The organism is Pseudidiomarina planktonica, from assembly GCF_900177775.1.
In the GTDB taxonomy this organism is placed as follows: Bacteria; Pseudomonadota; Gammaproteobacteria; order Enterobacterales; family Alteromonadaceae; genus Pseudidiomarina; species Pseudidiomarina planktonica.
Genome location: NZ_FXWH01000001.1, coordinates 51,227 through 65,526, shown reverse-complemented (window position 1 = coordinate 65,526; position 14,300 = coordinate 51,227). Strand labels below are relative to the sequence as shown.

14 protein-coding genes are annotated in these 14,300 nt (G+C 47.5%); 9 read left to right on the top strand and 5 right to left on the bottom strand.

Going from position 1 to position 14,300, the window contains the following annotated elements:
- Positions 1-139 precede the first annotated feature (139 nt).
- From CCE91_RS00325 to CCE91_RS00315, 3 genes are all read right to left on the bottom strand, one after another.
- Entirely contained in the window at positions 140-814 is a 675-nt protein-coding gene (locus CCE91_RS00325) for an anti-sigma factor (RefSeq protein WP_086433275.1), read from the bottom strand.
- Positions 811-1,350 carry a sigma-70 family RNA polymerase sigma factor gene (locus CCE91_RS00320; protein ID WP_086433274.1) on the bottom strand — a complete coding sequence of 180 codons (540 nt, stop codon included), beginning with the start codon at positions 1,348-1,350 and terminating at the stop codon, positions 811-813. Before CCE91_RS00320 ends, CCE91_RS00325 begins: the two co-directional genes overlap by 4 nt.
- Positions 1,351-1,427: 77 nt before the next feature.
- Positions 1,428-1,928 carry a DUF4199 domain-containing protein gene (locus CCE91_RS00315; RefSeq protein WP_086433273.1) on the bottom strand — a complete coding sequence of 167 codons (501 nt, stop codon included), beginning with the start codon at positions 1,926-1,928 and terminating at the stop codon, positions 1,428-1,430.
- 175 nt (positions 1,929-2,103) lie between these two features.
- Here CCE91_RS00315 and CCE91_RS00310 point away from each other — a divergent pair, with 175 nt between their 5' ends.
- Both CCE91_RS00310 and CCE91_RS00305 read left to right on the top strand, forming a co-directional pair.
- Complete coding sequence (locus CCE91_RS00310; RefSeq protein WP_086433272.1) at positions 2,104-3,570, top strand: diguanylate cyclase; 1,467 nt, start codon at positions 2,104-2,106, stop codon at positions 3,568-3,570.
- 22 nt (positions 3,571-3,592) lie between these two features.
- Positions 3,593-3,913 carry a putative signal transducing protein gene (locus tag CCE91_RS00305; RefSeq protein WP_086433271.1) on the top strand — a complete coding sequence of 107 codons (321 nt, stop codon included), beginning with the start codon at positions 3,593-3,595 and terminating at the stop codon, positions 3,911-3,913.
- On the opposite strand, the gene CCE91_RS00300 is transcribed toward CCE91_RS00305, so the two are convergent.
- Both CCE91_RS00300 and CCE91_RS00295 read right to left on the bottom strand, forming a co-directional pair.
- Positions 3,910-4,425 carry a DUF6702 family protein gene (locus CCE91_RS00300; RefSeq protein ID WP_086433270.1) on the bottom strand — a complete coding sequence of 172 codons (516 nt, stop codon included), beginning with the start codon at positions 4,423-4,425 and terminating at the stop codon, positions 3,910-3,912. The genes CCE91_RS00305 and CCE91_RS00300 overlap by 4 nt on opposite strands.
- Positions 4,425-6,863, bottom strand: a complete 2,439-nt coding sequence (locus tag CCE91_RS00295; protein WP_198678000.1) for a M1 family metallopeptidase — start codon at positions 6,861-6,863, stop codon at positions 4,425-4,427. The genes CCE91_RS00300 and CCE91_RS00295 overlap by 1 nt, the downstream gene beginning before the upstream one ends.
- 215 nt (positions 6,864-7,078) lie before the next feature.
- Here CCE91_RS00295 and dgt point away from each other — a divergent pair, with 215 nt between their 5' ends.
- The 7 genes from dgt to CCE91_RS00260 all read left to right on the top strand — a co-directional run bounded on the left by dgt (position 7,079) and on the right by CCE91_RS00260 (position 14,289).
- The gene (gene dgt, locus CCE91_RS00290) at positions 7,079-8,539 is read left to right on the top strand and encodes a dGTPase (protein WP_086433269.1); all 1,461 of its coding nucleotides are present in this window, start codon (positions 7,079-7,081) and stop codon (positions 8,537-8,539) included.
- A gap of 45 nt (positions 8,540-8,584) precedes the next feature.
- A complete protein-coding gene (locus CCE91_RS00285) occupies positions 8,585-9,037 on the top strand; it encodes a flavodoxin domain-containing protein (protein WP_086433268.1) in 453 nt (150 codons plus the stop codon).
- A 409-nt stretch (positions 9,038-9,446) separates the two neighbouring features.
- Positions 9,447-11,357 (top strand): tRNA uridine-5-carboxymethylaminomethyl(34) synthesis enzyme MnmG, encoded by a 1,911-nt coding sequence (mnmG, locus tag CCE91_RS00280; protein WP_086433267.1) that lies wholly within the window; start codon positions 9,447-9,449, stop codon positions 11,355-11,357.
- Positions 11,358-11,392: 35 nt separating this feature from the next.
- Complete coding sequence (gene rsmG / locus CCE91_RS00275) at positions 11,393-12,028, top strand: 16S rRNA (guanine(527)-N(7))-methyltransferase RsmG (protein WP_086434782.1); 636 nt, start codon at positions 11,393-11,395, stop codon at positions 12,026-12,028.
- A gap of 5 nt (positions 12,029-12,033) precedes the next feature.
- Entirely contained in the window at positions 12,034-12,831 is a 798-nt protein-coding gene (locus CCE91_RS00270; protein WP_086433266.1) for a ParA family protein, read from the top strand.
- A 37-nt stretch (positions 12,832-12,868) separates the two neighbouring features.
- On the top strand, positions 12,869-13,759 hold the full coding sequence (locus CCE91_RS00265; protein ID WP_086433265.1) for a ParB/RepB/Spo0J family partition protein: 891 nt from the start codon (positions 12,869-12,871) through the stop codon (positions 13,757-13,759).
- A 143-nt stretch (positions 13,760-13,902) separates the two neighbouring features.
- A complete protein-coding gene (locus CCE91_RS00260) occupies positions 13,903-14,289 on the top strand; it encodes an ATP synthase subunit I (RefSeq protein WP_086433264.1) in 387 nt (128 codons plus the stop codon).
- Positions 14,290-14,300 lie beyond the last annotated feature (11 nt).

The following is a 14,300-nucleotide window of genomic DNA, read 5'->3' as shown; positions in this document are numbered from 1 at the left end:
GCAACAAGTGCTGTTGTAGAGAATAGAATTTTGTTCATTAAAAAGCCCTCTTGATCGTTTATAGTTAACGTTCAAACCCGACAACTCTTAGCGGGTCTAAACAACTTACGATCTCGAGGGCACACTAGATGCAACTTTTTTACAAAATAATCAAATCAGTTGTATAGAGAACTGGCCCAGTCGGTATCGACTCTGGCGATCCGCCCAATGGCTCCCGGCTTACCGCAAGTGCCGCAACTTCGGTTAAGTTAATGCGCGAACTAATCGGCAAGCTGACTTCCCCTTGTTTTGGCAATAATCCGAGCGATATTGGTGCCGTCCCATCAGCGGGTAACATCCATAACTGATAGTCCTGATCAGGCACTTGCTCAATAGCGCCAATTGCGGCCACTTCGAAGGTTTGCTCGCGTTGCTCAATAAGCCATAAGGTACGTGCTTCGGCATTTTGAATCACCGCTACCCGATCAATTGGCGTGGGCACAACGCTGTCCGTTGAGGTGAGTAACACCACATTCACCAGCAACAATAAACTGGCAAAAGCGCCAATCAGCCAGGGCCACTTCGCCAATTTTTGTTTGGTCCGCACAAAACCAAGACGTTCTTCAATGCGCTGCCAAACCCTGTCGTTAGGCTGTTGCGGAGCAATCACATCGGTCAGCTCGTATAAATGCTCTTCCCAAAACGCCACTTCTTCGCGCAGCTTCGGAAAATCCATTAACAGACGCTGAAAACGTTTTCGGGCCGAACCTCTCATACTTCCCACCACATAACGTGCAGCAAGTTGGTGTTGTAGTTCCGTTGATTGGTAATTCATCGTTGTAAGCACCTCTTTAAGCTGTCTAGTCCACGGCGAATCCAGCTTTTCACTGAACCCAGGGCTTCACTTAAATGCTCACTTACTTCCTGATGACTTAAGCCGAACACAAACGCCAATTGAATGCATTGTCGGGTGGTTGGCTGAAGTTCGTCCATACAAACCTGCAGTTGCCTGGACTGGGTAAGTTTGTCTAATGAGGCGTCCAGTACCTCAGGTGCGGGAAGATCATCAAAATCAGTGGATGACAATTCTTGGTTGGCTCGTTTGCGCAGCAAATCAATCGACCGATACCGCACAATACTGATTAGCCAACTCATTACTGAGCCCTTAGTGACGGAGTAGTCACCTGCAGAATGCCAAACTTTAATAAAGGCATCTTGCAAAGTTTCCTCAGCCCAATCAGTGCGTCGAACAATGGTCAGGCTAACAGAATATAGTTTCGCTGAAGTTGCTTCATATAAGCGACGAAACGCAGCGGTATCGCCAAGCGCGATATAGTGCAAATCACGCTCGAGGCCCTTTGGGGTTGTCATAGTTAGTGTTCCTTCGGGTTGTCGGTATAGCAAGGTTCGAACAAACTGCTCGTTCGGATGCAAATTTATAGCATTTTTTAATCGGAATCTTCTTCCACCACCGGCGGCTTCTTCACGAAAAAGGCCACAATGGCAGAGGTAATCACACCCATAATTATGGCGCCAATAAACGCCTGCATGTAATAGCTGGAAAGCGAGAAGTAGTTTTCGGCCTGGGCCTGCGTCATATTCTCTGTTTGTACGGCTAAGGCCGCTGCATTGGCAAAGTAATCCGGCGTAATAACGTTGTGCGTAATCCACTGCGCAAGCGGCGACAAAATCGCAACCACAACAGTAATCTTCACACCACAAACAAACCCCTCTTTAAAATTCATAATGCCGCTTAGCTGATGATCACGCTTAGCTCGCAACGCAAATACATAAATGGCAACAGCCACAATGGCGAAGAAGTTGGTGTAAATCAGGTGTTCATCAATATAAATGGTGTGCAGGCCAACTAAGCGCTCCAGCAACATCCACAATAAAGTTGCTACGGTAAAAATGATGCCCCAGCGAATTTCAAATGCGTGATTTTTCATTGTTTTTCTCCACGTGCATTCAGGCAATGCTTAAAATAACCGCCTGTCTTATTCAGAGAGTGTAGCAACGAACCTCCAACAGGCAATACAAGTGCTCTGATTTTGCTGATAAATTTCTTTCCATTCGGCATTTACTCCCCTATTCTGATTGCATACAAGTGTAAGCGAGCCAGTTATGACTGCCTTCACATCAAGCCTATTGCGTCGCGTTACGGCCATGCTGATTAGTGCCAGCTATTTGCTTTTGGGCGGCATAACCACAGCGCACGCCCAACAAGACAACCTGCAACGCAGTAATTCCGAACCCATCAGCTATTGTGTCGATCCTAACTGGATGCCCTATGAAGCTATTCGGGACGGCAAGCACACTGGCTTGTCGGCAGATTACATGGCGTTAATAAGCGCCCAAAGCGGCCTCACCTTCAAACTTATTCCCACCAGATCCTGGCAACAATCGTTGCGGTTTCTGGAAGAGCGCCGGTGTCAGTTTACGCCGATGCTGAACAAAACTGACAAACGCGAGAAGTATCTTACTTTCAGCAATGTCTATTTCCGTTCTCCCAATGTGTTGGTGTCGCAGCGCGAACAGCCATTCTTGCAAGGCTTCGAAAACATAGGCCAACGTATCGTGGCTATTCCTACCGAATACCGGTTAATGGAATACGTGCGCGAGTACCACCCAAATACCAATGTACTGCCGGTACGAAATGAGCATGAAGGCCTTATTGCGGTTGCCGAAGGCGATGCTGACTTATTTATTGGCTCGCTTTATTCGGTGAATGCTTACATTCAGAGGCAGAAGCTGAATAACCTCAAGATTTCCGGCTGGATGCGCCCGGAAGACGAGCTACGCATGGCGGTTAGTACAGGCAGTGAACACCTGCTACCGACTATCAACGCGGCCTTGGCGCAAATAGATGAAGAGCAACACCTGCAAATATTTCAGCGCTGGAATAATATTTCAGTGATTGACGACACCAACCATGAGTTGATTTGGCAACTTGGCTTCGCCGCCCTTGCCGTTATTTTGCTGCTTACCTGGTGGTCGTGCATGAGTTATCGGTACAACCGCAAGCTTAGCGCCAGCAACAGCCAGCTGGAACAGCTCCGTGAAAAGCTTGAGCAAACGGTCGACAAGCTTGAATTTTTATCTCAGCATGACCCGCTAACCACTTTGCACAACCGTTCGTTTCTGCAACAAATGATGGTGCGCCATAATAGCGATCAGCGCGAGCATGCGCACGACAGCGACACTAGCTTAATCATCATCGACATAGATTTCTTTAAGCGTATTAACGACACCTTCGGGCATAGCGCCGGCGACAAAGTTTTGATTGAATTTGCGCAGTTGCTACAAGAGCAAACTCGCGAATCTGATATTTTGGCGCGTTGGGGTGGTGAAGAGTTTGTGATAGTTTGTGCCCACTCTAACGCTGCTGATGCGCGCAAGCTATGTGAACGCATCAACAATGCACTCCAAGAGTACAAGTTCTCGTATCAGCCGCAGCTGACTTGCAGTTTCGGCATTGCGCAGGTGCAGCCTGGTGAACCTATAGAAAGCTGTTTTGACCGCGCCGACAAAGCGCTTTATCAAGCGAAAAAGTCCGGTCGTAATCGCATTTGTTCAGCCGAAGACGACTAATCATCACAACCGAGGAGTCAACATGCAGCCAGAATCCGACTGGATTACCGTATACCATGCTGCGAACCCGGTTGAAGCAGAACTTGTGGCTGGTTTACTACGAAGTCAGGGCCTGTCAGCCGGGGTCAAAACGAACTCGTCTACCGGCGCCATTGGCGAACTGCCTGCCAATGCCCTGGAAACCGCTATAGCTGTTGCTCCCCAACACGACAAGCAAGCGCGCAGCGTGATTCAAAATTACGAGCAGAATGCCGAACGAGAATGGTATTGCCAGAATTGCGGTGAAACCCAGCCGGGAAGTTACGAAATATGCTGGAATTGTGGAGGTAACAGCCCCGATTAGGGCTGTTTGTCTTCGAAATACACGGTTAACCAGGTGTCATCGCTAGTAAACAACAAGGTTTGGATAGCGCCCTTACCTTCTATATTCACCATGTTTTCCTGATCCGCCCACACTTCCTGCAGCGCACTATAGCGCATGCTTAAGCCTTTCAGTTGCGCCGGAATTGGCGTTTCCTGATAAACCCAAAAGTGTGGCCCATCAATTTGATAACCAACCGTGGACAATTCCAGCGGTTGCTCATCCAGATCCGTCATTGCAAAGTGCTTTAACACATACTCGCTAAAAGCCTGTTGCGAGGCTTCACTGGCATGTAAATCCGCACCACCTTCAACCACTTGTGCAAGCGCATGCTCGGCGTCGTGCAAATAGAAGCGATGCATCACTTCTATATTTTCCGTACGCTCATTAAACAATACCGTAGTAATAGCGGTTTTTAATTGATGTGCTGCCGCGCTGGCGTTCACCAGCAACGACAGCGTCAGCACTGCAATCAAACTAACGATCAGGCGCATTAGTCGTTGTTCTCTTCGTCAGTTTTAAGCTCCGCTTTCGCGTCTTGCATCACATCACGCGACACGTGATCAAGGTCACGCTTGTATTTATAAGCTTCAATACGCGAGCGAATAATCTTACGCGGATAGTAGTTATTAGCCGTATCTACGTCAGCAGTTTCCCAGTTCGGATCCACTGCAACACTTACTACCTGCTTGTCGGTAACAACCAGCTTGCTCACCTGCTTGGCGTTACGACGCCAAATCTCGGCAGCAATGTACATGTCTTCCGTAGTACCGTCGGCGTAAGTTAATTGCAGCAATATAGGCATCACTAAACCGCCTTTGTTGCTGAAATCTAATACATAGTAGTTTTTGTCTTCTTCAACCGCACGCTCAAATACCCGACGTTCCCATGGCTCTAATTTGTCCAGGAAACTCTGATATTCGTTGCGTTGCTTGTTGGTTACCGTAAAACGATCATTTTCGTCGTGGAAGTCAGTCACGTCCGGATTTAACTCAACCCAGGTTTTACGACCTTCCTGCTCGTTACGGCGCACATGGTAAGACACCGGCTTATCCGCTTGTTCCTGACGACGACGTTCCCAGTCAATGTCCGGATCTTTGGTATCAAGCTGTAATTCATAAACCCGGTCAACGGAAATATCAACGTGGTCAGTACTGTAGAACCAGCCGCGCCAGAACCAATCTAAATCAACCCCGGAGGCTTCTTCCATAGTGCGGAAAAAGTCTGACGGTGTAGGTCGCTTAAACATCCAGCGGCGGGCGTACTCTTTGAATGCAAAATCAAACAAGTCACGGCCAAGAATCACTTCACGCAGAATATTCAATGCAGCAGCAGGTTTGGTGTAGGCATTCGGACCTAACCGCAACACGCTGTCTGACTGCGTCATAATTGGCACTTGTTGCTGTGACTTCATGTAATCAATAATGTGGCGCGCTTCTACGCCCCACGGAATATTCGGATCCCATTCGCGACCGGCAACGCCGTCTAAGAAGCTGTTCAGGCCTTCGTCCATCCAGGTCCACTGACGCTCATCAGAATTCACAATCATTGGGAAATAAATGTGGCCAATTTCATGAATCACCACACCAATAAGGAAGCGTTTTTCCGCTAACGAATAAGTTCGGCTGCCATCGTCCTGCAATTCAGTACGAGGGCCATTGAAGGTAATCATTGGATATTCCATACCGCCCACCGGGCCATTCACTGACTGTGCGGTAGGGTACGGATAATCAAACGAGAAGCGCGAGTAAACTTCCATAGTGTGAATCACAGATTCAGTGGAGTATTTCTCCCACAGCTCGCCACCTTCTTTCGGGTAGAACGACATGGCCATAACCAGTGGTTGCACTGAACCACCTTGCTGGTAGCCTTTCGCGTCCCAAATAAACTTGCGTGATGATGCCCAGGCGAAGTCACGAACGTTCTCAGCTTTAAAATGCCAGGTTTTACGCTCAGAAGTACCAGCCTTTTCGTTTTCCAGGGCTTCTTCCGGCGTTACCACAAATACTGGACGGTCGGCGGTTTCGGACTCTTCCAAACGTTTCCTCTGCGTGTTGGTTAACACTTCATCCGGGTTATACAACACACCGGTAGAGGACACTATATGATCAGCAGGTACGTTAATTTCGACACTGTAATCGCCAAATTCCAGTGCGAACTCACCGCGGCCTAAGAATTCTTTGTTATGCCAGGCTTCATAGTCGCTGTACGACACCATGCGTGGGAACCACTGCGCCAGCAAGAAGATGTCATTACCGCCTTCGCGGGCGTCATCTGGGAAATGCTCATAACCATTACGGGCGCCCATGGCGTCTTCTTCAACCATGTTAAAAGCAAAATCAATGGCAAATGACATTTGCTCACCAGCTTCTAATGGCTGCGGCAAATCAATGCGCAAGTTGGTGCCAACTAAGGTGAACTTCAGTTCTTGGCCATTGGTAGCCTCTAACCGGCTAATGTCGTAACCCAGCTCGTTGTCCTGCATAAACTGCTGGCGACGTAACTGGTTCAAACTCAAGCGCGCTGGCTTATCAATACCGCCTAAATTGGTTTCCTGCGACGACTCAAAGGTGGACGTCATTTCGGCCATTGAATCGCTACGGAAAATGTTTTGGTCCAGCTGCACCCAAAGGTAGCGCAGGGTATAGGGCGAATTATTGGTATAAGTAATGGTTTGCGAGGCTTCAATACGGCGCTTGTCTTCGTCTAAACGCACTTTAATGTCGTAGTCGGCCTGTTGCTGCCAGTATTGGGTGCCTGGTTCGCCCGCTGCATTGCGGTAAACATTCGGCGTTGGTAACACTTCATCTAATTGACGAAATTTGTCTTCAAAATCTACTTTCGTTTGCTTAATTGCCGCGCTTACCGGCAAGGTCAAACTTACCAATAGAATCAGGCTGGCAGTTAAGCCAGAGTTCTTTATCTGGATCATGTGAGGGCCCTAAACGATTATTAAATAGTTTTTATTATTTCGTTAGGGTATCAGCATGCCCCCCACAGGGCTAGCTTCGCTGGCCGTAAAAATAACTCCGTTAGTCGTTAATTAATACCATAATAGCCGCCACTGCTTTGTTTATGGTTTACTTCACTTACAATGTAATTTCAGAAAGCTTGGTTTCTATCCGTAAAGTATTCACAAGGCCGCGTATGACTATTAATTTTAAACGTAAGATTACCACTCAACGCCCGTCAGGCTCTGCGGCACCAAGCGAAACGCCGGATGCTATTTTGCGAGCTTTTGAAAGTGACCGTGGCCGTATTATTCAGTCTGCCGCCGTACGCCGCCTGCAACAGAAAACCCAGGTGTTTCCGCTGGAACGAAACGCTGCCGTGCGCAGCCGCTTAACCCATTCGCTGGAAGTGCAACAAACCGGCCGCTTTATTGTTCGTACCCTGATTCAAAAACTAGGCCCGGATGTTGCCAAACTAGGCCTGGAGCCACCTTACGAACAAGCGCTTGAAACCCTGGTAGAAATGTCCTGTTTAATGCACGACATTGGCAACCCACCCTTTGGTCATTTTGGCGAAGCCGCAATTCAGAACTGGTTTGCGCAGAATATTAACGAACTATTCGGTCATCTTGATAACAGCTACCAGCATCATGACCTGCTGCAACAAGATTTAATTCACTTTGAAGGCAACGCTCAGGCCATCCGCCTCACCGCCACTCTGCTGCGCCTGAATCTTACCTATAGCCAAACCGCCGGATTAATGAAATATACCCGGCCGGCTTATGAACCCAAGCGAGATGATTGTTACCGGGCGAAAAAGCCTGGCTATTATTACTCTGAGCAAAAGCTAATTGGTGATTTACAGCAAGCACTGGATATACAACCCGGTTGCCGACACCCACTGGCTTATATCATGGAAGCCGCCGACGATATTTCTTACTGCCTGGCCGATATTGAAGATGCGGTAGAGAAAAATATTCTGGATCTTTCTCAGTTAACCCAGCTATTGAAACAACAATTTGAGCATATCAGCGCAAATTTACCGTCATCTGCAACCAATACCATTCGTACTCATAACGGCAACAAGGTGACATTTGCAAGTTTGATTGATCAGGCCAACAAGGCAGCCGACAGTGAACCTGTTGACCCGGTTGGACAGTATTTCATAGCACTGCGTGTCGCACTTATTCACCCGTTAGTTGAGCATGCAGCCAGCCAGTGTGCTGAGAACATGGAAGCGGTATTTCACGGAACCTTAGACAGAGCCTTATTAGAGGACGGTAGCGTGTATCAAAGGGTTATTAGTACCCTGAAAGAAGTCGCTTTTGAGCACGTATTTAATCATCCTGAAGTAGAAACTCTGGAACTACAGGGCTATCAGATTATTCACGGCTTACTTAATTTTTACGCTCCATTGCTGAAACTAAGCAGCTCTGACTTTGCCTCTGTATTAGGCGGCACTGCAAAACATATGATTTTGCCAATGCGTTTAGCGAAACGACTTCCAGCAAAGCATATCGCCGCCTATCTGCAACAACCGAAAAACGATGACCATCACGAGTTATATTACCGCTGTCGTTTAATTCAGGATTTTATCAGCGGTATGACAGACCAATTTGCCATTGACGAGTATCAAACTCTGGCCGTTATTCGTTAACAATAACCGTTAACAGGCACGAACCGAACTTAGGAACGAAACACTATGAGTCGCATCGACATTTTAGTTGGCACTACCTCAGGGAATACCGAGTATTTAGCCGATCAGGTGCAGGAACAATTGCAACAAGCCGGCCTAACTACCGAAATGCATTACGAACCTGACTTTGATGCACTGACTGAACAAGCCGGGCCTGAGCGCATCTGGTTATGCCTGGTAGCCAGCCATGGTGCCGGTGATTACGGTGACAGCATGCTCGATTTTGCGGAGCAACTGGAACACCGCCCACCGCAGTTGTCAGGCTTAAAGTATGCGGTAATAGCCATTGGTGAGTCCTGCTACGATACTTATTGTGCAGCGGGTCGTGATTTAGACCAACGACTGAATGATGCGGCCGCCATGCGACTATTAGATCGTCTGGAAATAGACATGATGGAAGACGACCCGGAGCAATTAACACCAATATGGGTACAAAAATTCATCAATATTTGTGTATAAAAGAAGTATAAGCCTGGTTAAGACCTGTTTATATGCACCAAATAAGTCTGTTGATAACCATACCTGTGGATAATCACTATAGTTACCCACATGATGTAAGCAGTTAAGATCGTCATCTGATCACAGCTTTCATGATCAAAAAGATCCTTTAAAATGAACAGCTTTGATCGCTTATCAACAGGAAACTCGATCCTAGTAGTAGGCATAGTAAAAGATCAAAACAAGATCATTTAAATACTTTTAAGATCCTCTCAGGGAAGTTTTACACCCCGTTTAAAATTTAACCATTTTTCTTTCAGTGAATTCGCGTTAAAATAACCGGTTCATGAATCACATCCGAACTAGCTCTTCGCGCTTACGCTTCACTCTGCGTAACCACGCGTAATTAGAAACAACAGGTATTCAATATATGTCCAGCAGTACAGGCAACAACACCTACCATCAACACTTTGACGTTATCGTTATAGGTGGTGGTCATGCAGGCACAGAAGCAGCCTTAGCAGCTGCCCGTATGGGTAGTTCTACGTTATTGCTAACACATAACATTGAAACCTTAGGCCAAATGTCCTGTAACCCCGCTATTGGTGGTATTGGTAAAGGCCACTTAGTAAAAGAAATTGATGCGCTTGGTGGTGCTATGGCTATAGCAGCCGATCGCGCCGGTATTCAGTTCCGTACGCTTAATTCATCAAAAGGGCCAGCCGTACGGGCAACTCGCGCACAAGCCGATCGCCAGCTTTATCGGGCAGCTATTCGCGAAACTCTGGAAAACCAACCAAACCTGAGTTTGTTTCAACAAGCTTGTGACGATCTCATTGTTGAACAAGATCGCGTGGTTGGTGTAGTTACCCAAATGGGACTGAAGTTCTCTGCTAAAACCGTCGTACTAACCGTAGGTACTTTCCTTGGCGGACAAATTCACATTGGCTTAGAAAACTACCAAGGCGGTCGTGCTGGCGATCCTCCTGCAAATAACCTGGCAAAACGTTTACGTGAACTGCCAGTTCGGGTAGATCGCTTAAAAACAGGTACTCCACCACGTGTTGATGCCAAAACCATTGATTTTAGTGTGATGCAGGAACAACCGGGCGATCAGCCAACCCCAATATTTTCGTTTATGGGTGACGGTAGTGATCATCCACGCCAGGTGCCTTGCTATATCACTCATACCAACGAACGCACACACGACATTATTAAAAGCGGTTTAGATCGCTCACCCATGTATTCCGGCATTATTGAAGGTGTTGGGCCGCGCTATTGTCCGTCGATTGAAGATAAAGTGATTCGTTTTGCAGACAAAAACTCGCATCAGATTTTCGTTGAGCCAGAAGGCTTAACCACCCACGAGGTATATCCAAACGGTATTTCCACCAGTTTGCCATTTGATGTGCAAGTTGAGTTAGTGCGTTCAATCAAAGGCTTTGAAAATGCGCATATCACGCGTCCTGGTTACGCCATCGAGTATGACTTTTTCGATCCACGTGATTTAAAACAATCTTTGGAAACCAAATACATTCATGGCTTGTTCTTTGCCGGTCAAATCAACGGTACTACCGGCTATGAAGAAGCCGGTGCCCAGGGTCTGGTAGCCGGTTTAAACGCCGCCTTGCAGGTTCAGGGTAAGGATTCTTGGGCGCCACGCCGGGATCAGGCCTATATGGGCGTGCTCATTGACGATCTGTCCACATTGGGTACCAAAGAACCCTACCGCATGTTTACCTCGCGTGCCGAATACCGCTTATTGTTGCGTGAAGACAACGCCGACATTCGCTTAACCGAACAAGGCCGTAAATTAGGTTTGGTTGATGACGCTCGCTGGGCCCGTTTCCAGGCAAAAATGGAAGCTATTGAAAGTGAGCAAAAGCGATTGCGCGGAACCTGGTTGTATCCAAACCATGCCGCAGCTGATGCCATTAACAAGTTGGTGAAAAAACCAATTTCACGCGAAGTGAACGCCGAAGAATTATTGCGCCGTCCGGAAATTACGTACAAAGATTTGGTGGCTATTGAAGAAATAGGTCCGGGTCTGGATGACGCACAAGCCGCTGAACAGGTTGAAATACAAACCAAATATGCGGGTTACATTACTCGTCAGCATGATGAAATTGCCAGACAGTTACGCCATGAGAATACCTTGCTGCCAGCAACCTTCGATTATGCGTCTATTAACGGTTTGTCGAATGAAGTCATTGCCAAATTAAACCAGCATCAGCCAGAAACCGTTGGCAAAGCTGCGCGAATTTCAGGTATTACTCCAGCTGCTATTTCCATGCTACTGGTACACCTGAAAAAACAAGGACTGTTGCGCAAAAGCGCTTAGGAAAAGTTGTGACTTCAACCAATACTGCAACGAATATAGCAGCAAGTAGCTGGGCAAAAAAATGGCCGTCGTTATTACAACAAGCCAATATCAGTATTACTGACAAGCAAAGTGAGCAATTACTAACTTTAGTAAGTTTGCTTGATAAATGGAACCGAGCCTATAACCTGACATCAGTACGCGTGCCGGAGCAAATGCTCAGTAAGCATTTAATCGATAGCCTGGTTATTCGTCCGCATTTGCAGGGTAAACGCTTTATTGATGTGGGTACCGGCCCGGGTTTACCAGGGCTACCGCTGGCCATTGTGGAGCCCGACAAAGAATTTGTGCTGCTGGATAGTTTAGGGAAGCGCATTCGGTTTATTCGTCAGGTTTGTCATGAGCTGAAAATAACCAATGTCACGGCAGTACAGGCCCGGGTGGAAGATTACCAACCTGAGCAGCAATTTGATGGTGTGATTAGTAGAGCCTTTGCGTCGCTTAGTGATATGCTCAGTTGGTGCGCGCATTTACCTGCCGCGCATGGTAAATTTTTAGCATTGAAAGGTGTACATCCCACCGATGAACTGGCTGAGCTTCCTGATTTTACTGAGCTTGAGAGCGTTCATAAATTGCAGGTTCCGGGTGTTGAAGGTGAACGTCACCTGGTAATAATTACAACAAGAGGTTAATAACCGTGGCAAAAATAATTGCAATTGCGAACCAAAAAGGCGGCGTGGGCAAAACCACCACCGCGGTTAACCTTGCAGCTTCCATGGCTGCAACGCGCAGAAAAGTCTTGTTGATTGATTTAGACCCACAGGGCAACGCCACTATGGGTAGCGGTGTGGACAAATACGAAGTTGAAAATACCGTATACGAGCTGCTGGTAGACGAAACCCCGGCCAAAGAAGTGATAGTTACCGACACCAATGGCAAATATCACCTAATTGCCGCCAATGCCGATGTCACCGCCGCTGAAATTAAATTAATGGAAGTATTTGCGCGGGAATTGAGGTTACGTAACGCACTGAAGCCTGTTGCTGATAATTACGATTTTATTTTTATCGACTGCCCGCCGTCATTGAACATGTTAACCGTGAATGCCATGGCTGCCGCCGATTCTATTCTGGTACCCATGCAGTGTGAGTATTACGCACTGGAAGGCTTAACCGCGTTAATGGACACCATTAACCGCCTGGCCGATGTGGTAAATCCAAGTTTAAGCATCGAAGGTATTTTGCGTACTATGTACGATCCGCGGAATCGTCTAGCTAATGATGTTTCCGAGCAGTTGAAAGCGCACTTTGGTGACAAAGTGTATCGCACCGTAATTCCACGCAATGTACGCCTGGCAGAAGCACCAAGCTTCGGCGCACCAGCCATGTATTATGATAAAACCTCTACCGGTGCCAAGGCTTACCTGGCACTGGCCGGTGAATTAATTCGCCGCGCCGAACAATTACAAAAAGACAGCGAAACAACAGAAGCTTAACTAGAAAAAAACTGAGCAAACAAGGAACCAAGCGCTTATGTCGGCAAAAAAACGAGGACTTGGACGCGGCCTGGACGCGTTACTAACCAACAGTAACAACGCGCAAAACCGCACCAACGTAGCGGATGAAGTTGCTCAGCAGGAAAGCAGTAAAGGCGAGCTGCAGAAATTACCCATTGAATGGTTGCGCCCGGGCAAGTACCAGCCGCGTAAAGACATGTCTCCGGAAGCGCTGGAAGACTTAGCTTCTTCGATTAAATCACAAGGTATTATTCAGCCGATAGTGGTTCGTCCGGTAGGTCCTGACAGCTATGAAATTATTGCCGGTGAACGACGCTGGCGTGCAGCGCAAATGGCGCGGCTGGAAATGGTTCCCTGTTTAATCAAAGACGTGCCTGATGAAGCGGCCGTTGCTATTGCACTGATTGAAAATATTCAGCGTGAAGACTTAAACTCCATGGAAGAAGCCAATGCCCTGCAACGGTTGCTGGACGAGTTTCAGCTGACCCACCAGGAAGTGGCCGAAGCCGTAGGTAAATCACGCGCAACCATTACCAACCTGTTACGCCTGAATAATCTTGAGGCGGAAGTTAAAACCTTATTAGAGCGCGGCGACATTGAGCTAGGCCATGCGAAGCTATTATTGGCATTGCAGGGCGACGCGCAAAGCGACGCCGGCCGTATTATTGCAGCCAAAGGCATGACGGTTCGCGAAGCTGAAAAATTGGTTCGTCGGGTGCTGGAACCGGGTAAGAAAACTCCGGCGCAAAAACCAGACGCTGACATAGAGCGCCTGGAAAAAGATTTAACCGAACGCTTAGGTGCTGCTGTTGCCATTAATCATGGCCGTAAAGGTCAGGGTAAATTGGTTATTAGTTACAGCAGCCTGGATGAATTAGATGGCATTCTGGCGCACATCAAAGACTAGGCAAAAGCCCTTTGGTGTCAGTAGTTAAGCACTGTTAACCAATTGTTAAGTGCTTGTAGATCGTAGCCTGGAAGTCAATTGTGGTTGCAATTCCAACATAGATCTTTATACTTACGCGAGTTTTTTGCGGGGGTATTTCTGGCTTGGTTACAGCACTGAATTCAACAGGTAAAACGCTGGCCAAACGCCTGTTACTAACCCAAACCGGCATAGTGATGCTGGTGGCTGTCGGGGTTAGTTTAGGTTTATCCTTGCTGCACGGATTAGGCGTTATTGCTGGTGGGTTAGCTATTATTATTCCCACAGCAGTATTCGCATGGCGCGCTTTCGCTTATAGCGGCGCGCGCTCAGCTCAGCAAATAGTGAAAAGCTTTTTTGCGGGCGAAGCACTGAAAATGGTGCTGATGACAATTATTCTGGCCGCAATTCTTGGCTTGAGCGGGCTTCCTAAAGGAGCCGTGTTCGCCGGGTTTATTGTGGCGCTGGCGGTACAATGGCTAGCACCGGTTTTATTTTTAAAATCAACGTAAATTAGGTGGAA